The 16,485-nt window shown below is 71.8% G+C and carries 19 protein-coding genes; 5 read left to right on the forward strand and 14 right to left on the reverse strand.

Annotated elements, in window-relative coordinates:
• Positions 1–66 precede the first annotated feature (66 nt).
• The 3 genes from ACIP6U_RS38320 to hisI all read right to left on the reverse strand — a co-directional run bounded on the left by ACIP6U_RS38320 (position 67) and on the right by hisI (position 2,734).
• Complete coding sequence (locus ACIP6U_RS38320; protein ID WP_401727328.1) at positions 67–708, reverse strand: TIGR02234 family membrane protein; 642 nt, start codon at positions 706–708, stop codon at positions 67–69.
• A gap of 83 nt (positions 709–791) precedes the next feature.
• Positions 792–2,279 (reverse strand): anthranilate synthase component I, encoded by a 1,488-nt coding sequence (locus ACIP6U_RS38325; protein ID WP_401727329.1) that lies wholly within the window; start codon positions 2,277–2,279, stop codon positions 792–794.
• Between the two features lie 11 nt (positions 2,280–2,290).
• The gene (gene hisI, locus ACIP6U_RS38330) at positions 2,291–2,734 is read right to left on the reverse strand and encodes a phosphoribosyl-AMP cyclohydrolase (protein WP_401727330.1); all 444 of its coding nucleotides are present in this window, start codon (positions 2,732–2,734) and stop codon (positions 2,291–2,293) included.
• A gap of 83 nt (positions 2,735–2,817) precedes the next feature.
• Between hisI and ACIP6U_RS38335 the strand changes: the two genes are divergently transcribed.
• Entirely contained in the window at positions 2,818–3,453 is a 636-nt protein-coding gene (locus ACIP6U_RS38335) for a TIGR03085 family metal-binding protein (RefSeq protein WP_401727331.1), read from the forward strand.
• 72 nt (positions 3,454–3,525) lie between these two features.
• Here the strand turns inward: ACIP6U_RS38335 and hisF are convergent, their stop codons facing one another.
• The 8 genes from hisF to hisD are packed head-to-tail and all read right to left on the reverse strand — an operon-like array spanning position 3,526 to position 9,219.
• Complete coding sequence (hisF, locus tag ACIP6U_RS38340) at positions 3,526–4,281, reverse strand: imidazole glycerol phosphate synthase subunit HisF (protein WP_401727332.1); 756 nt, start codon at positions 4,279–4,281, stop codon at positions 3,526–3,528.
• Positions 4,278–4,676: a RidA family protein gene (locus ACIP6U_RS38345; RefSeq protein ID WP_401727333.1), complete on the reverse strand. Its 399-nt coding sequence runs from the start codon at positions 4,674–4,676 to the stop codon at positions 4,278–4,280. Before ACIP6U_RS38345 ends, hisF begins: the two co-directional genes overlap by 4 nt.
• On the reverse strand, positions 4,673–5,398 hold the full coding sequence (gene priA, locus ACIP6U_RS38350) for a bifunctional 1-(5-phosphoribosyl)-5-((5-phosphoribosylamino)methylideneamino)imidazole-4-carboxamide isomerase/phosphoribosylanthranilate isomerase PriA (RefSeq protein ID WP_401727334.1): 726 nt from the start codon (positions 5,396–5,398) through the stop codon (positions 4,673–4,675). Before priA ends, ACIP6U_RS38345 begins: the two co-directional genes overlap by 4 nt.
• 3 nt (positions 5,399–5,401) lie before the next feature.
• On the reverse strand, positions 5,402–6,049 hold the full coding sequence (gene hisH / locus ACIP6U_RS38355) for an imidazole glycerol phosphate synthase subunit HisH (RefSeq protein ID WP_401727335.1): 648 nt from the start codon (positions 6,047–6,049) through the stop codon (positions 5,402–5,404).
• Entirely contained in the window at positions 6,040–6,204 is a 165-nt protein-coding gene (locus ACIP6U_RS38360) for a hypothetical protein (protein WP_280877318.1), read from the reverse strand. Before ACIP6U_RS38360 ends, hisH begins: the two co-directional genes overlap by 10 nt.
• On the reverse strand, positions 6,201–6,794 hold the full coding sequence (gene hisB, locus ACIP6U_RS38365) for an imidazoleglycerol-phosphate dehydratase HisB (protein ID WP_401727336.1): 594 nt from the start codon (positions 6,792–6,794) through the stop codon (positions 6,201–6,203). Before hisB ends, ACIP6U_RS38360 begins: the two co-directional genes overlap by 4 nt.
• Complete coding sequence (locus ACIP6U_RS38370; protein WP_401727337.1) at positions 6,791–7,900, reverse strand: histidinol-phosphate transaminase; 1,110 nt, start codon at positions 7,898–7,900, stop codon at positions 6,791–6,793. The genes hisB and ACIP6U_RS38370 overlap by 4 nt, the downstream gene beginning before the upstream one ends.
• Positions 7,897–9,219 (reverse strand): histidinol dehydrogenase, encoded by a 1,323-nt coding sequence (gene hisD / locus ACIP6U_RS38375; protein ID WP_401727338.1) that lies wholly within the window; start codon positions 9,217–9,219, stop codon positions 7,897–7,899. Before hisD ends, ACIP6U_RS38370 begins: the two co-directional genes overlap by 4 nt.
• 171 nt (positions 9,220–9,390) lie before the next feature.
• Between hisD and ACIP6U_RS38380 the strand changes: the two genes are divergently transcribed.
• From ACIP6U_RS38380 to ybaK, 4 genes are all read left to right on the forward strand, one after another.
• The gene (locus ACIP6U_RS38380; RefSeq protein ID WP_401727339.1) at positions 9,391–10,968 is read left to right on the forward strand and encodes an oxidoreductase; all 1,578 of its coding nucleotides are present in this window, start codon (positions 9,391–9,393) and stop codon (positions 10,966–10,968) included.
• A 216-nt stretch (positions 10,969–11,184) separates the two neighbouring features.
• The gene (locus ACIP6U_RS38385) at positions 11,185–12,216 is read left to right on the forward strand and encodes a hypothetical protein (protein ID WP_401727340.1); all 1,032 of its coding nucleotides are present in this window, start codon (positions 11,185–11,187) and stop codon (positions 12,214–12,216) included.
• Between the two features lie 11 nt (positions 12,217–12,227).
• Positions 12,228–12,968: an LON peptidase substrate-binding domain-containing protein gene (locus tag ACIP6U_RS38390; RefSeq protein WP_401727341.1), complete on the forward strand. Its 741-nt coding sequence runs from the start codon at positions 12,228–12,230 to the stop codon at positions 12,966–12,968.
• Positions 12,969–12,980: 12 nt separating this feature from the next.
• Entirely contained in the window at positions 12,981–13,487 is a 507-nt protein-coding gene (gene ybaK / locus ACIP6U_RS38395; protein WP_401727342.1) for a Cys-tRNA(Pro) deacylase, read from the forward strand.
• 314 nt (positions 13,488–13,801) lie between these two features.
• Here ybaK and ACIP6U_RS38400 read toward each other — a convergent pair whose 3' ends face one another.
• The 3 genes from ACIP6U_RS38400 to ACIP6U_RS38410 form a co-directional block, all read right to left on the reverse strand.
• Positions 13,802–14,518 (reverse strand): AAA family ATPase, encoded by a 717-nt coding sequence (locus ACIP6U_RS38400; protein WP_401727343.1) that lies wholly within the window; start codon positions 14,516–14,518, stop codon positions 13,802–13,804.
• Positions 14,519–14,552: 34 nt separating this feature from the next.
• Complete coding sequence (locus ACIP6U_RS38405) at positions 14,553–15,377, reverse strand: ABC transporter permease (RefSeq protein ID WP_401727344.1); 825 nt, start codon at positions 15,375–15,377, stop codon at positions 14,553–14,555.
• Between the two features lie 124 nt (positions 15,378–15,501).
• Entirely contained in the window at positions 15,502–16,476 is a 975-nt protein-coding gene (locus ACIP6U_RS38410) for an ABC transporter ATP-binding protein (RefSeq protein WP_401727440.1), read from the reverse strand.
• Between the last annotated feature and the right edge of the window lie 9 nt (positions 16,477–16,485).

The raw sequence follows: 16,485 nt of genomic DNA on the forward strand, positions 1-16,485 counted from the left end.
CGGGGAACTGCGCGACCAGCCACGACCAACCGACACTCGCGCACCCGGCACCCTCCCCCAGAGCGACTACGCCCCGGTGGGATCCTCGCCCCGATCCAACGCCTTCCAGATCTCCTCCGGCCGATCCGGATCCACCGGCGCAGCCCTACGGCGAACCCTCGGAGCACCGTTGCGCTCGTACCGACCGGACATCGCAGGCCACAACCGCCCGTACCGAATCGCGAGCAACCCGGCCAGCAGAAGCAACCCGCCGCCAACAGCGGCAACGTACGGCCAAGCGGTATGCGAGAGCGCATCAACAGTCGCCGACGTGTCGCCCGCCGCCTTCGCCGCCTGCTCGTCCAACGCAGAGCTGTCCGACACGCCAAGCAGCGCAGCGGCAACCGTGCCGGCGCCCGAGAGCGCGAGCAGCACCGAGACCAGCAACCGCCCCGCCTTGCGAACAGCGAAGACGGCGACCAGCGCGGCAAGGCCGACTATCGCCAGCGCCGCGGGCACACCCGTGACGTCACTTCCCCTGGCGGTCAGCGGAAACGCGCCGCCGGCCACCGTCGCGGTGCCCTCCGACCAGCGTTGGCGCGTCGACAACAGCGCCACGGCCGCGCCGAGCGCGCCGGACGTCAGGGCCACGGCAAGACTCCGGCGGGCGGCCCGAGCGGGTCCCGCGGCTTCGGATCGGGGGTGAGGAACAGCAGTCACGTACCCCACTATTGCCTGAACCCCGGGCGAACCGTCACCCGGGGCTCACGTGATACGCGCCCCACTGCCCGGAAAGAGTCCGGTTTGCGGCCTTAACTGCCCAGCCGGTTCGCCGTGTGGACGGCGCGCAGGACCGCCGCCGCCTTGTTGCGGCACTCCTCGTCCTCGGCGACCGGATCGGAGTCGGCGACGATGCCGGCGCCCGCCTGGACGTACGCCGTGCCGTCGCGCAGCAGGGCCGTGCGGATGGCGATGGCGGTGTCGGAGTCGCCCGCGAAGTCGAGGTAGCCGACGCAGCCGCCGTACAACCCCCGCCTGGACGGCTCCAGTTCGTCGATGATCTGCATCGCCCGGGGCTTGGGCGCGCCGGAGAGGGTGCCGGCCGGGAAGCAGGCCGTCAGGACGTCGTAGGCGGTGCGGCCCGCGGCCACCCGGCCGGTCACCGTGGAGACGATGTGCATCACGTGCGAATAGCGCTCGATGGACATGAAGTCGACGACCTCGACCGAGCCCGGCTCGCAGACCCGCCCCAGGTCGTTGCGGCCCAGATCGACCAGCATGAGGTGCTCGGCGCGCTCCTTGGGGTCGGCGAGCAGCTCGTCGGCGAGGGCCTGGTCCTCCTGCGGGGTGGCCCCGCGCGGGCGGGTGCCGGCGATGGGGTGGACCATGGCCCGCCCGTCCTCGACCTTCACCAGCGCCTCCGGGCTGGAGCCGACCACGTCGAAGCCCTCGAAGCGGAAGAGGTACATGTACGGCGACGGATTGGTCGCCCGCAGGACCCGGTAGACGTCCAACGCGCTTGCCGTGCACGGCGTTTCGAAGCGCTGCGAGGGGACGACCTGGAAGGCCTCGCCGGCCCGGATGCGCTCCTTGACGTCCTCGACGGCGGCCCGGAAGTCGGGGCCGCCCCACAGCGCGGTGTACTCGGGCAGTTCGGAGGGCGGGAGTGCGGCCGGCGGCTGGGCCACCGCGCGCGAGAGGTCGGCCTCCATGGCGTCGAGGCGGGCGACCGCGTCCGCGTGGGCCTCGTCGACGCCCGTGTCGAGGTCGTTGTGGTTGATCGCGTTGGCGATCAGCAGGACCGAGCCCTCCCAGTGGTCCATGACGGCGAGGTCGCTGGTCAGGAGCATGGTCAGCTCGGGGAGCCTGAGGTCGTCGCGCTCGCCGGGGCCGATCTTCTCCAGGCGACGCACGATGTCGTAGCCCAGATAGCCGACCATGCCGCCGGTGAAGGGCGGCAGGCCCTCCTGGTGGGGCGTGTGCAGGGCCTCGATGGTGGCGCGCAGGGCGGCCAGCGGGTCACCGTCGACCGGGACGCCGACGGGCGGGGTGCCGAGCCAGTGCGCCTGGCCGTCGCGGGCCGTGAGCGTGGCGGCGCTGCGGACTCCCACGAAGGAGTACCGAGACCATTGGAAAGCTGTGCGGCCGTTCTCCGCGGACTCCAGCAGGAAGGTGCCGGGGCGCTCGGCGGCGAGCTTGCGGTAGAGCGCGACCGGGGTGTCGCCGTCGGCGAGGAGCTTGCGGGTGACCGGGATGACCCGACGGTCGGTGGCCAGCTTGCGGAAGGTCTCGAGGTCCATGGCGGCTGACCCTACTGATTCGGGACGGCGGAGCCGGAATCGGAGCCGTCCTTGAGGAGCGCTTCGGAGCCGTCCCTGAGAAGCACTTCGGCACCGTCCTTGAGAAGCACGTCCGCGTCGAAGCAGGTGCGCGCGCCGGTGTGGCAGGCGGCGCCGACCTGGTCGACCTTCACGAGGACCGTGTCCGCGTCGCAGTCCAGGGCGACGGACCTGACGTGCTGGACGTGCCCCGAGGTGTCGCCCTTGACCCAGTACTCCCGGCGGCTGCGCGACCAGTACGTGCAGCGTCCGGTGGTCAGGGTGCGGTGCAGCGCCTCGTCGTCCATCCAGCCCAGCATCAGCACCTCTCCGGTGTCGTACTGCTGGGCGATGGCGGGCACGAGCCCGTCGGGGCTGCGCTTGAGGCGGGCGGCGATCTCGGGGTCGAGACCGCTGGACTGGGGCTTGCTGGTCATGGGTGCCATTGTGCCGCGCGGCACTGACAGTGACGGGACGGTGTCCACTGTGCGGACTTGGTGGACGGTCGTACGCTGGCAGCATGTCGACCTTTGCCAAGCGCGAACGGCTTCTGCTCGCCGATCTCTTGGAAACCGCGGGCCCTGACGCCCCGACCCTCTGCGAGGGCTGGCAGGCCCGGGACCTCGCCGCGCACGTGGTGGTGCGCGAGCGCCGCGCCGACGCGGCCGGCGGCATCATGATCAAGCAGCTCGCGCCACGTCTGGACCGGGTGATGGCGGAGTTCGCGGCGAAGCCGTACGAGGAGCTGATCCAGCTCATCCGTACGGGCCCGCCGCGCTTCTCTCCGTTCCAGCTCAAGCAGCTCGACGAGGCGTCCAACACGGTCGAGTTCTACGTCCACACGGAGGACGTACGGCGTGCGCAGCCGGAGTGGACGCCCCGCGAGCTGGACCCGGTGTTCCAGGACGCCCTGTGGTCCCGCCTGGAGCGCATGGCCCGGCTGATGGGCCGCGGCGCGCCCACCGGCCTGGTGCTGCGCCGTCCCGACGGCCAGACCGCGGTCGCCCACAAGGGCGCACCGGTCGTGACGGTGACGGGTGAGCCCTCGGAGCTGCTGCTGTTCGTCCACGGCCGGCAGAACGTGGCCAAGGTGGAGCTGGACGGCGACGAGAACGCGATCGCCAAGCTCCAGGAGGCCAAGCAGCTCGGCATCTGAGGCATCCCAGGCATCCGGAAGGGCGCTCTGCTTTGGAAGGGCGCTCTTCTTTGGAAGGGCGCCCCTCTTCAGCTAGCGAACGGGATGCCCCGCGTCCCTGAGCGCCCGCTTCACTTCCCCGATCCGCAGATCCCCGAAGTGGAAGACGGACGCGGCGAGCACGGCGTCCGCGCCCGCGCCGATGGCCGGCGGGAAGTCGGTGAGCCGGCCCGCGCCGCCGGAGGCGATCAGCGGGACCGTGACGTGCTTGCGGACGGCCTCGATCATCTCGATGTCGTAGCCGTCCTTGGTGCCGTCCGCGTCCATCGAGTTGAGCAGGATCTCACCCGCGCCCAGCTCGGCGGCCCGGTGCGCCCACTCGACCGCGTCGATGCCGGTGCCCTTGCGGCCGCCGTGCGTGGTGACCTCGAAGGACCCGCTCTCGGTGCGCCGCGCGTCCACCGAGAGGACCAGCACCTGGCTGCCGAAGCGCTCGGCGATCTCCTGGATCAGCTCGGGGCGCGCGATCGCCGCCGTGTTGACGCCCACCTTGTCGGCGCCGGCCCGCAGCAGCTTGTCCACGTCCTCGGCGGTGCGGACACCGCCGCCGACCGTGAGCGGGATGAACACCTGCTCGGCGGTGCGGCGCACCACGTCGTAGGTGGTCTCGCGGTTGCCCGAGGACGCGGTGATGTCCAGGAAGGTCAGCTCGTCGGCGCCCTCGGCGTCGTAGACCTTGGCCATCTCGACGGGGTCGCCCGCGTCGCGCAGGTTCTGGAAGTTGACGCCCTTGACGACCCGGCCGTTGTCGACGTCCAGGCAGGGGATGACGCGTACCGCGAGGGTCATGCGGAGGACTCCCCTCGGTACGCCTCCACCTCGACCTCGACGACCAGGCTGGGGTCCACGAAGCCGGAGACGATGATCATGGACGCGGCGGGCCGGACCGTGTCGAACAGCTCCTTGTGCGCGCGCCCGACGTCGTCCACGTCCCGGGCATGCGTGATGTACATGCGCGTACGCACCACGTCGTCCCGGCCCAGACCCAGCTGTTCGAGCGCCGCGACCGCCACCTTGAACGCGTTGATCGTCTGCTCGTAGGGACCGCCCCCGGCGATCTCACCGTCCACTATCGACGTGCAGCCGGCGACCAGCACCAGTCCGTTCGGCAGTTCCACCGCGCGGGAGTAGCCGAACTGCTCCTCCCAGGGCGCTCCGCTCGACACGCGTCGTACACCGCTCACTTGGCTACCGCCTCCAAGGCCTCTTCCAGGGTGAACGCCTTCGCGTACAGGGCCTTCCCGACGATGGAGCCCTCGACACCGAGGGGTACCAGCTCGGAGATGGCGCGCAGGTCGTCGAGCGAGGACACGCCGCCGGACGCCACGACCGGGCGGTCGGTGGCCGCGCACACGTTGCGCAGCAGCTCCAGGTTGGGGCCCTGGAGGGTGCCGTCCTTGGCGATGTCGGTGACGACGTACCGTGCGCAGCCTTCCTTGTTGAGGCGCTCCAGCGTCTCGTAGAGGTCGCCGCCGTCGCGGGTCCAGCCGCGGCCGCGCAGGGTCGTTCCGCGTACGTCGAGACCGACCGCGATCTTGTCGCCGTGCTCGGCGATGACCTTGGCGACCCACTCGGGGGTCTCCAGGGCGGCCGTGCCGAGGTTCACCCGGGTGCAGCCGGTGGCGAGGGCCGCGGCGAGGGTGTCGTCGTCGCGGATGCCGCCGGACAGTTCCACCTTGATGTCCATGGCGCCGGTGACCTCGGCGATCAGCGCGCGGTTGTCGCCGGTCCCGAACGCGGCGTCCAGGTCGACCAGGTGCAGCCACTCGGCGCCCGACCGCTGCCAGGCGAGGGCGGCCTCCAGCGGGGAGCCGTACGAGGTCTCCGTGCCGGACTCGCCGTGCACGAGGCGGACGGCCTGACCGTCACGGACGTCGACGGCGGGGAGGAGTTCGAGCTTGGCCATGGTCTAGAGGGTTCCGATCCAGTTGGTGAGCAGCTGTGCGCCGGCGTCGCCGGACTTCTCGGGGTGGAACTGGGTGGCCCACAGGGCGCCGTTCTCCACGGCGGCCACGAAGGGCTTGCCGTGCGTCGACCAGGCCACCTTGGGTGCGCGCAGCAGGCCGTTGTGGACTTCGAGGGACCAGTCGTGGACGGCGTAGGAGTGCACGAAGTAGAAGCGCGCGTCCGTGTCCAGTCCTGCGAAGAGCTGGGAGTCGGCCGGTGCCTCGACGGTGTTCCAGCCCATGTGGGGCACGATGTCGGCCTGCAGCGGTCCGACCGTGCCGGGCCACTCGTCGAGGCCCTCGGTCTCCACGCCGTGCTCGATGCCCCGCGCGAACAGGATCTGCATGCCGACGCAGATGCCCAGCACCGGGCGCCCGCCGGCCAGCCTGCGGCCGACGATCCAGTCACCGCGCGCGTCCTTGAGACCGCGCATACAGGCGGCGAAGGCGCCGACGCCCGGCACCAGCAGACCGTCCGCGTTCATGGCCTTGTCGAAGTCGCCCGTTATCTCGACCTCGGCACCCACGCGCGCGAGGGCACGTTCCGCGGAACGGACGTTCCCGAAGCCGTAGTCGAAGACGACGACCTTCCTGGCCGCGCTCAATTCCACACCTCCAGCCGGACCACACCCGCCACCAGGCACATCGCGGCGGCGATCGACAGCAGCACGATCAGGCTCTTGGGCATCTCCTGCTTGACGAAGGAGATGATGCCGCCGACCAGGAAGAGGCCGACGACGATCAGGATGGTCGACAGGCCGGTCACAGCGCGCCCTTCGTGGAGGGGAGGATGCCGGCCGCGCGCGGGTCGCGCTCGGAGGCGTAGCGCAGGGCCCGGGCCAGCGCCTTGAACTGGCACTCCACGATGTGGTGCGCGTTGCGCCCGTACGGCACGTGCACGTGCAGTGCGATCTGGGCCTGGGCGACGAAGGACTCCAGGATGTGCCGGGTCATCGTCGTGTCGTACTCGCCGATCATCGGCGCCATCTTCTCGGGCTCGGTGTGCACGAGGTAGGGGCGGCCGGAGAGGTCGACGGTCACCTGGGCCAGCGACTCGTCCAGGGGAACCGTGCAGTTCCCGAAGCGGTAGATCCCGACCTTGTCGCCGAGCGCCTGCTTGAAGGCGGCGCCGAGGGCGAGGGCGGTGTCCTCGATGGTGTGGTGCGAGTCGATGTGCAGGTCGCCCTCGGTCTTCACCGTGAGGTCGAACAGACCGTGCCGGCCGAGCTGGTCGAGCATGTGGTCGTAGAAGCCGACCCCTGTCGACACGTCGACCTTGCCGGCTCCGTCGAGATCGATCTCGACGACGACCGAGGTCTCCTTGGTCACCCGCTCCACACGTCCTACGCGGTTCATGCGCTCTGCTCCTTCTTCAGTTCACGGACCGCGTCGAGGAACGCGTCGTTCTCCTCCGGGGTTCCGGCGCTGACCCGCAGCCACCCCGGGATGCCGTTGTCCCGGACCAGGACACCCCGGTCGAGGATCGCCTGCCAGGCGGTGTGGGAATCCGCGAACCGCCCGAACTGCACGAAGTTGGCGTCCGATTCGACCACTTCGTAGCCGATGGCCCGCAACTCGCCCACCAGCCGGTCCCGTTCGCCCTTCAGCTGCTCCACGTACCCGAGCAGTGTGTCGGTGTGCTCCAGGGCGGCCAGCGCGGTCGCCTGGGTGACAGCCGACAGGTGGTAGGGCAGCCGTACGAGCTGCACGGCGTCGACGACGGCCGGGTGCGCGGCGAGATAGCCGAGCCGCAGGCCCGCCGCCCCGAACGCCTTCGACATCGTCCGCGAGACGACGAGATTCGGCCGACCTTCGAGCAGCGGCAGCAGCGAGTCGCCGTGGCTGAACTCGATGTACGCCTCGTCGACGATCACCATGGACGGCTTGGCGGCCTGCGCGGCCTCGTACAGCGCGAGGACCGTCTCGGGCGGAACGGCGTTGCCCGTGGGGTTGTTGGGGGTGGTGATGAACACAACGTCGGGCTTGTTCTCGGCGATCCACCGCTCGGCGGCGGCGAGATCGATCGTGAAGTCGGCGTTGCGCGGGCCGGAGATCCAGCCCGTGCCCGTGCCGCGCGCGATGAGCGCGTGCATCGAGTACGACGGTTCGAAGCCGATCGCCGTGCGGCCGGGCCCGCCGAAGGTCTGGAGCAGCTGCTGGATGACCTCGTTGGAGCCGTTGGCGGCCCAGACGTTGGCCCGGCCGACCGCGTGACCCGCCGTGTCCGTCAGGTACTTGGCGAGCTGGGTGCGCAGCTCGACCGCGTCCCGGTCCGGGTAGCGGTTGAGGTCGCGGGCGGCCTCGCGGACGCGCTCGGCGATGCGCTCGACCAGTGCCTCGGGCAGCGGGTAGGGGTTCTCGTTGGTGTTCAGCCGTACGGGCACGTCCAACTGGGGCGCGCCGTAAGGGGACTTGCCGCGCAGCTCGTCCCGTACGGGCAGATCGTCGATTCCGAAGCTCACTTGCCGGGCACCTTCCAACCGAACCTTGCCTTGATCGCCGCTCCGTGCGCGGGCAGGTCCTCCGCCTCCGCCAGCGTGACCACGTGATGCGCCACGTCGGCCAGCGCGTCCTTCGTGTAGTCGACGATGTGGATGCCCCGGAGGAAGGACTGCACCGACAGGCCGGAGGAGTGGCAGGCACAACCCCCGGTCGGCAGCACGTGGTTGGAGCCGGCCGCGTAGTCCCCGAGGGAGACCGGCGCCCAGGGTCCGACGAAGATCGCGCCGGCGTTCCTGACCCGGTCGGCCACCGCCGCCGCGTCCGCCGTCTGGATCTCCAGGTGCTCGGCGCCGTACGCGTCGACCACCCGCAGCCCCTCGTCGACGCCGTCGACGAGGACGATCGCGGACTGCCTGCCCCGCAGCGCGGGGACGATCCGGTCCTCGATGTGCTTGGTGGCCGCGACCTGCGGCTCCAGCTCCTTCTCGACCGCGTCCGCGAGCGTCACGGAGTCCGTGACCAGGACGGCGGCCGCGAGCGGGTCGTGCTCGGCCTGACTGATCAGGTCGGAGGCGACGTGCACCGGGTCGGCGGTCTCGTCGGCGAGGATCGCGATCTCGGTGGGACCGGCCTCCGTGTCGATGCCGATCTTGCCCGCGAAGTAGCGCTTGGCGGCGGCGACCCAGATGTTGCCGGGGCCCATCACCATGTTCGTGGGAGCGCAGGACTCCGTGCCGTACGCGAACATCGCGACGGCGGTCGCGCCGCCCGCCGCGTACACCTCGTCGACGCCGAGCAGCGCACAGGCCGCGAGGATCGTCGGGTGCGGCAGACCGCCGAAATCGGCCTGCGCCGGGGAGGCGAGGGCGATCGACTCGACGCCCGCCTCCTGGGCCGGGACCACGTTCATGACCACGGTCGACGGATACACGGACCGCCCGCCGGGCGCGTAGAGCCCCACCCGGTCGACCGGCACCCACTTCTCGGTGACGGAACCGCCCGGCACGACCTGGGTCGTGTGCGTCATACGACGCTGCTCGCGGTGGACGAGACGGGCGCGCCGGATGGACTCCTCCAGGGCCGCGCGCACGGCCGGATCGAGCTGCTCCAGAGCCTCACTCAGCGCCTCGACCGGGACCCGTACGGATTCCAGCCGCACCCCGTCGAACTTCTCGGCGAAGTCGATCAGCGCCGCGTCGCCCCGATGATGCACGGCCTCGCAGATCGGCCGCACCTTCTCCAGGGCGGCCGAGACGTCGAAGTCGGCTCGGGGCAGCAGGTCGCGCAGGGCGGGCCCTTGCGGGAGGGCGTCACCGCGCAGATCGATTCGGGAGATCACGGGGCCAATTCTCTCAGACGGCGATCGGCCGTCGTCCGCGCGTATCAATGGCTGATACAGAACGTGGCCGGAACCCGGAAGATCGTCGTCGCGTCTAGTGTTCCGGGCGTTACTCAGCGGGCATCACCAGCTGTGCGAAACCCGTAGGTGGACGGGGAGGAAGGAAACGCAGTGACCGAGGGTGCCGGCATCCGCGCGGGGGATCTGCCGGACGATCTGACCGCCGCCGAGGCCGGCATGTGGCAGGCCTTCCGCAACGGCAGCGTGTACGACCTGAGCAGCGGGGACACCGTCGTCGACGATCCGCACGGCGGGCATCCCTGGGGTCCCGAGCGCACGGTACGCGCGCGGATCGTGTGCTGGCTGCTGCTGGACGGCCCGCCCGCGCTCTCCGGCCGGGTGGCGTCGCTGAAGCTGCGCGGGGTGCAGATCAGCGGGGTGCTGGACCTCGCGGGCGGCACCGTGACGCCGTACGTGGAGCTGCGCGGCTGCCGTTTCGAGCGGGAGGTGCTGCTGCCCGAGGCGCGGTTCCAGACCATGCGGATGGTGGACTGCTCGGTGCCCCGCCTGGAGGCGGCCCGGGTGCACACGGAGGGTGACCTGCATCTGCCCCGCTGCCGGTTCCACAACGGCGTACGGCTGACCGACGCGCACATCGGCACCGATCTGCTGCTCAACCAGGCGATCGTCTACCGCGACCGCAGCGGCCGTTCGATCGCCGCCGACGGCATGACCGTGGGCCAGGACCTCCAGGCCGAGCTCCTGGAGTCGCACGGCGAGCTGAGCCTGCGCAGCGCCAAGGTCGGTGTCTCGCTGAGCCTGCGCGGGGCGCGCCTCGCCAACCCGTACACCCGGCTCGCGCTGAACGCGCCCCAGCTGACCGTGGGCCGGACCCTGTACCTGACCCCGGCGGGCGTCGGCAGTCCCGCGCTGAGCGGCTCGACGCCCGCGCGCGGCACCCGCATACAGCGGTTCGAGTGCCAGGGCGGGGTGCGTCTGGACGACGGACGGTTCGGGGACTCGGTCGACCTGGAACGGGCCCGGTTCACCTTCACCGACGACCAGGAACTGTCGCTGCGCCGGGTGCAGACGCCCGAGCTGCGCTTCCTGGGCGAGCGGCCGCAGCGCGGGGCGGTCGTGCTGTCGGGCGCGAAGGTGATCAACCTGGTCGACCGCTCCAGCGCCTGGCCGACGCCCGGCAACCTGCACATGGGCGGTTTCGCCTACGAGAACCTGGTGCCGACCGGCCGGTTCCCGCTGGAGGAGCGGCTGGGCTGGGTGGCCGCGGCGACCGCCGAGTACAACCCGGAGCCGTACGAGCGGCTGGCCGCCGTGCTGCGGGCCGGCGGCGAGGACGAGGACGCGCGCGAGGTACTGCTCGCCAAGCAGCGCCGGCGCCGCGAGACGCTGCCGCCGGCGGCCAAGCTCTGGGGGTACGTGCAGGACTGGGCGGTGGCCTACGGGTACCGGCCGGGACGGGCCGCGGTGTGGATGGCGGTGCTGTGGGCCGCGGGCTCGGTGGCGTTCGCGCACGCGAGCCATCCGCCGGTGCAGGCCGGGGGCCATCCGGCGTGGAACCCGGCCCTGTTCGCCCTCGACCTGCTGCTCCCGGTGATCGACCTCGGTCAGGTCGGCGTCTGGCAGCTGAGGGGCGGCTGGCAGTGGCTGGCGGCCACGATGATCATCCTGGGCTGGATCCTGGCGACGACGGTGGCGGCGGGCGCGACCCGGCTGCTGCGGCGGAACTAGGGCCTGTCGTCGGGGCGGCCGTCGGGGTCGTCTCCGGGCACGCAAGGGGTGCACACGGAATGCGCACCGAACGCACATGACCTCCAGATCTCGCGCCTGCCCCGACCGAACGGTTGTTGAACAGTCATCACCTTTTACCTTCCCTTGACCTAGGCGCGTACAACTTTCGATGAGTTGCCCGCTCCATCTGGCGCCGGGCTGACCTGCGGTCCTTCAATGGTCGACACCATGGCTCTGCTGCACCCCTTCAGCCGCGCGGCCCGCACACCCCGGGCCGAGCCGCGCCTCTCCCCCGGCCTCCCGGCCGACGACGAGGTGCTGCTCGACGTGCCCGACGACGGTCTCGGCGCCGTGCTGGTCGCGGCGGCCCGTGGCGAGCACCGGCCGGCGGCCGATCTGCTCGCCGCCACCCGCCGGGGCGCCGACTGGGAGGGCCGCGACCGCTGCGTACGCCGGCTCGCGGCCTTCGCGTGCTCACGCGCGGAGTGGTTCGAGCAGTGGTACGAGGCCGCTCCGCAGGACCCCGACGCGCGCGTGGTCGCGGCCCAACTCGCCGTCGACCGGGCCTGGCCCTCCCCGGCGCGCGCGGAGCTGCTGCGCGAGGTGAGCCCACTGATCACGGCCGCGGCGCGCGGCGACGACCGCGACCCGGTGCCGTGGCGGATCGCGCTGGACCACGCGCGCGGGGCGAACGCCGGGCACAAGTACTTCGAGGAGCTGTGGGAGGCCGCGGTCCGCCGCGCCCCGCACCACTACGGCTGCCATGTGGCCGCCCTGAACTACCTCGCCGCCTTCTGGCACGGCTCGCACCGCGAGTGCCTGGACTTCGCCGACCGGGCCGCGCAGGACGCGCCCGCGGACTCGCTGGTCCAGGGGCTGCCGGCCCGCGCGGTCCTGGCCTACCTCACCGACGACTGCGGCCCCGAGGTGCCCCGGCACCGGCTGGACGCGGCGGCCGACCGGGCGATCGCGCTCTCCGCCCGCTTCCCCGCGGCCCGCCCCTGGCCGGCCGAGCTGCGCAACAAACTGATGTACGTCCTCGTACGCCTGGAGCGCTGGGACGACGCCTACGCGCAGCTGCGGCTGATCGGCCCGTACGCCACGTCCTTCCCGTGGGACCGGCAGTCGGACGACCCGCTCGCGCTGTTCCTGAGGACCCGCGACGAGATCCGTTCGGCGGTGCTGTCGTCGCCGCCCCGGCATCCACGGAGTGAGCGGGGCGGACGCGCCCGCTCCGGAGACCATTAGGCTTCTGCGCCGTGACCACCGTCCAGCTCCCGCTCTTCCCCCTGAACTCGGTGTTGTTCCCGGGGCTGGTGCTGCCTCTGAACATTTTCGAGGAGCGCTATCGCGCCATGATGCGCGAACTGCTCAAGACCCCCGAGGACGAACCGCGCCGGTTCGCCGTCGTGGCGATCCGTGACGGCCACGAGGTGGCCCCGACCGCGCCCGGCATGCCCGACCCGACCGCGCCGCGCGATGTGGGACCTGCGGCCGGCTTCGGTCCCGACCCACTCAAGTCCTTCCACGGCACGGGCTGCATCGCCGACGCGGCGACGATCCGGGAGCGCGCGGACGGCACCTTCGAGGTGCTCGCCACGGGCACGGCCAGGGCGCGGCTGGTGTCGGTCGACGCGTCGGGCCCGTTCCTGACGGCCGAGGTCGAGGAGCTGCCGGAGGAGCAGGGCGAGGAGGCCGGGGCGCTGGCCGAGGGGGTGCTGCGGGCGTTCCGCCAGTACCAGAAGCGGCTGGCAGGGGCGCGGGAGCGCTCGCTGTCGACGGGCGCTGACCTCCCCGACGACCCGTCCGTGGTCTCGTACCTCGTGGCTGCCGCGATCATGCTCGACACGCCGACGAAGCAACGTCTGCTGCAGGCCCCGGACATCGCCTCCCGCCTCCGCGAGGAACTGAAACTCCTTCGCACCGAGACGGCGATCATCCGTAACCTGCCGTCCCTACCGGCGTCGGAACTGACGCGCAGCCCGACGAGCCTGAACTGAGGCACGGCACCCATGGCGAAGAAGTCCAAGAAGCACCAGCCCTCCGCGGGCGGCACACCGGCGACGGTGGCCCTGACGTCCGCGGGGGTGTCGCACACGATCCACTCCTACGACCACGACCCCTCCCACCCGTCCTACGGCGAGGAGGCGGCCGAGGCGATGGGCGTGTCCCCGGACCGGGTCTTCAAGACGCTCGTCGCGGACGTGGACGGCACGCTGACGGTGGCGGTGGTCCCGGTGGCGGGCACGTTGGACCTGAAGGCGCTGGCGGCCGCGGTGGGCGGCAAGCGGGCGGCGATGGCGGACCCGACGCTGGCGGAACGAACGACCGGCTACGTCCGCGGTGGCATCTCCCCGCTCGGCCAGCGCAAGAAGCTCCCCACGGTGCTGGACGAGTCGGCGTCGTCCCACCCCACGATCTGCGTCTCGGCGGGCCGCCGGGGCCTGGAGGTGGAACTCTCGCCGGAGTCCCTCGCGACTCTGACCGCCGCGGTACTGGCGCCGATCGGTCGCGCCTGACCCCTCGACGCGGGGCCGTTCCTCGGTTAAACCCAACAGCCATGTCGAAGAAAACCCGCAAACGCAAGTGGCGCACCAGAAAGGCCAACCACGGCCACCGCCCGGCATAACGGGCCTCTCTCGCCCCATCTCCGGGGGCTGCCGCCCCCAGACCCCCGCTTCGGCCTGAACGGCCTCGTCCTCAAACGCCGGACGGGCTGAAAGATTCCAGCCCAGGTCGGCGAAAACTCAGCCCCTCCGGCGTTTGAGGAGCGGGGTCTGGGGCGGAGCCCCAGGATGGGACGGGTAGGGGCGGCGGGGGCGAGAAAAACCGCCTACGACAGCGGCGCCCCGTACCCGTCCTTCGGCACAGCCCCCGCCTGATACAACTCAGGATCCCGCGGCCCGAACAACGCCGTCAGCCCCAGGTGGACGAGCAACCCCGCGAACGGCCACGCCAGCAACGCCCCCTTCGCCCCCAACTTCAACGGCGCCGAGAACGTGACCCCCTTGCCCACATCCTTCGCGTGCGCGATCACATCGTCCGTGGGCCCGAGCCACACCCCCACCCGCCAGGCGAGCAACGCCCCGAGCAGTCCCCCGACCCCCACCGCCACGACCAACGGCACACCCCCACGCCGCCGCCACGCGAACACCACCACCGCACTCACGACCCCGAACGCCAACGCGAGCAACGCGAACGTCCCGTCGACCCCGATCGCCTGCTCCCCCTCGCTGTCCGCGAGATAGACGACCCAGCTCTTCTCGACCACGTCCCCCACGAGCGGCACATGCGGCGCCAGCCACCACCACAGCACCCCCAGCAGCACACCCGAGAGCGCGACCGCCACGGCGACGATGCCGGCCTCCCGCAGCTCGGCCTTCATCCCCGGCCCGTCCTGCCCGTAGGCGCCGTCCCAGAGGGAGTCACGCGGCGCGGAAGCCGCATACCCGGCACCGGGATCGCCACCCGGCGCGGCCCCCGGAGGCTGCCACGCGTCGTGCGAGGAGTGTTCGTGCGGCGGCGGAGGCGGAGTCAACGGTGCGGTCACCCTGACATCGTGCCAGGCGCGTCTGTGCGGCGCGTCACCGGACGGCCGCCCGGCGGTACGCCCAGGTGGCGACGGCGAGCGAGATGACCCCGACGACTCCGCAGACGGCCAGGTCACCGAGGACGAAGGCCCAGTCGGGATGCGGCCCGAAGGTACGTGCGAAGGCCTCGACGCCGTACGTGGACGGCAGCAGGTCCCGCGTGAAGCGCACCGCGTCGGGCATCCGGTCGGCCGGCAGCACCCCGAGCAGCAGCGCCGCGGACATGCCCAACTGCCCGAGCAGCGTGGCCAGTTCGGGCCGCGGCGCGAGCAGTCCGAGCGCGGCCCCGAGCCCGGCGAGCGCGGCCCCGGCCAGCGGGATCACCGCGACCAGCACCCACAGATGCGTCAGCGGCAGCCCGAACAGCACGCAGCCGAAGACCGCGGTCACCACGGTCCCCGGCACGGTGAAGGAGGCGTACGCCCCGGCCGCCCCGAGCACCACGGCGGCCGGCGGCACCGGCAGCGTGGCGTAGTGGTCGAGCCCGCCGCTGGCCCGCAGCTGCCCGAAGTACTGGGCGAGCAGGTTCAGCGCGACGAACGCCACGACGAGCACGGAGGATCCGGCCACCACCGACTCGGCCTCACCGCCGCCGTCCACGACCCCGCGCATCAGGATCATGATCCCGATCGACTGGAAGGTCGCCACGAACAGCAGGGGGATCCGCGCGACCCGCGCCCGCGACAGCTGCGCCCGGTAGATCGCGCACAGGGACGGCCACAGGCGTGCCCGCGGCGCGAGCTCGGCCGCGCCCACGGGGGCGGCCTCCTCGACGGCCAGGGCACTGCCCGGCAGGACTTCGGCGGGTACGACACTCACGTCGCGCGGCTCCCCTTCTGCTCAGCGTCCGTTTTCTGCTCAGCGTCCGTTGCGGCCCGAGAGCCCGTTGCGCGAGGCTCGCCCGCCCTGTCCCCGTTCCATACGGATACGGCGGCTCGCGCGCTCACGCCTTCACCAACCCCTGCCGCGCGGCGCCGCCCAGCGCCAGGTACACGTCCTCCAGGGACGGCGTGGTCAGGGTGAAGTCGTCCAGTGCGGCGAACGCGCTGCCGCCGGTGACCGTGGCGACGACGGTACGCGCCTCCTCCGGGGCCAGCCGCAGTGTCCAGCGGCGGCCGGACTCGACGGCCCGCTCGCGCAGCGCGGCGACCTCGGGGACGTGCAGCGGCGCCTTCTCGCGCCACACCAGGTCGACCCGGACCTCCCCGGCGACCTGCTCCTTGAGCCCGGTCGGGGTGTCGCAGGCGATGACCCGGCCCTGGTCGAGGACGGCGACCCGGTCCAGGACGGTCTCGGCCTCGATGACGTTGTGGGTGACGAGCAGGACGGTCGTGCCGCGCTCGGCCCGCCGCCGGTCGACGGCCGCCCACACGGCCCGCCGGGCCACCGGATCCATCCCGGTGGTCGGTTCGTCGAGCACCAGCAGCGGCCGCTCCCCCACCAGCGCGGCGGCCAGACACGCGAGCCTGCGCTGCCCGCCGGAGAGCTTCTTCAAGGGGCGCCCGGCGAGCGCGGTGAGCCCCAGTTCGTCGAGTACGTCGTCCCGCTCGGCCCGCGCGTCACGCGCTTCCAGGCCGCGCAGCCGTCCGGTGGTCTCGGCGGCGAGGGACACCGTCAGCTCGTCCAGGGCGGTCGACTCCTGGCCGAGGTAGGCGAGGATCCGCGCGGCCCGCTCCGGGTGCCGCACGATGTCGTGCCCGAGGATCTCGACGCGGCCCGCGTCGGGCCGCATCAGCCCGGTCAGCTGCCGTACGAGGGTGGTCTTGCCGGCCCCGTTCGGCCCGAGCAGCCCGAAGATCTCACCGCCGCGGATGTCGAGGCGTACGTCGTCGGTGGCCCGTACCGCGGGTGTCGCGGGCGTGCCGCGCCGTCCCCGTACCGCCGGATAGGTCTTGGTCAGTCCGCGCACCGCGCACACGACATCGCC

The organism is Streptomyces sp. NPDC088794 (genome assembly GCF_044750545.1).
Classification (GTDB): domain Bacteria; phylum Actinomycetota; class Actinomycetes; order Streptomycetales; family Streptomycetaceae; genus Streptomyces.

Excerpts from the sequence above, each read along its gene's own strand:
- ACIP6U_RS38325 (WP_401727329.1), bottom strand. The coding sequence starts at position 2,279 with ATGGACCTCGAGACCTTCCGCAAGCTGGCCACCGACCGTCGGGTCATC.
- hisI (WP_401727330.1), bottom strand. The coding sequence starts at position 2,734 with ATGACCAGCAAGCCCCAGTCCAGCGGTCTCGACCCCGAGATCGCCGCC.
- ACIP6U_RS38335 (WP_401727331.1), top strand. The coding sequence starts at position 2,818 with ATGTCGACCTTTGCCAAGCGCGAACGGCTTCTGCTCGCCGATCTCTTG.
- hisF (WP_401727332.1), bottom strand. The coding sequence starts at position 4,281 with ATGACCCTCGCGGTACGCGTCATCCCCTGCCTGGACGTCGACAACGGC.
- priA (WP_401727334.1), bottom strand. The coding sequence starts at position 5,398 with ATGGCCAAGCTCGAACTCCTCCCCGCCGTCGACGTCCGTGACGGTCAG.
- hisB (WP_401727336.1), bottom strand. The coding sequence starts at position 6,794 with ATGAACCGCGTAGGACGTGTGGAGCGGGTGACCAAGGAGACCTCGGTC.
- ACIP6U_RS38385 (WP_401727340.1), top strand. The coding sequence starts at position 11,185 with ATGGTCGACACCATGGCTCTGCTGCACCCCTTCAGCCGCGCGGCCCGC.
- ybaK (WP_401727342.1), top strand. The coding sequence starts at position 12,981 with ATGGCGAAGAAGTCCAAGAAGCACCAGCCCTCCGCGGGCGGCACACCG.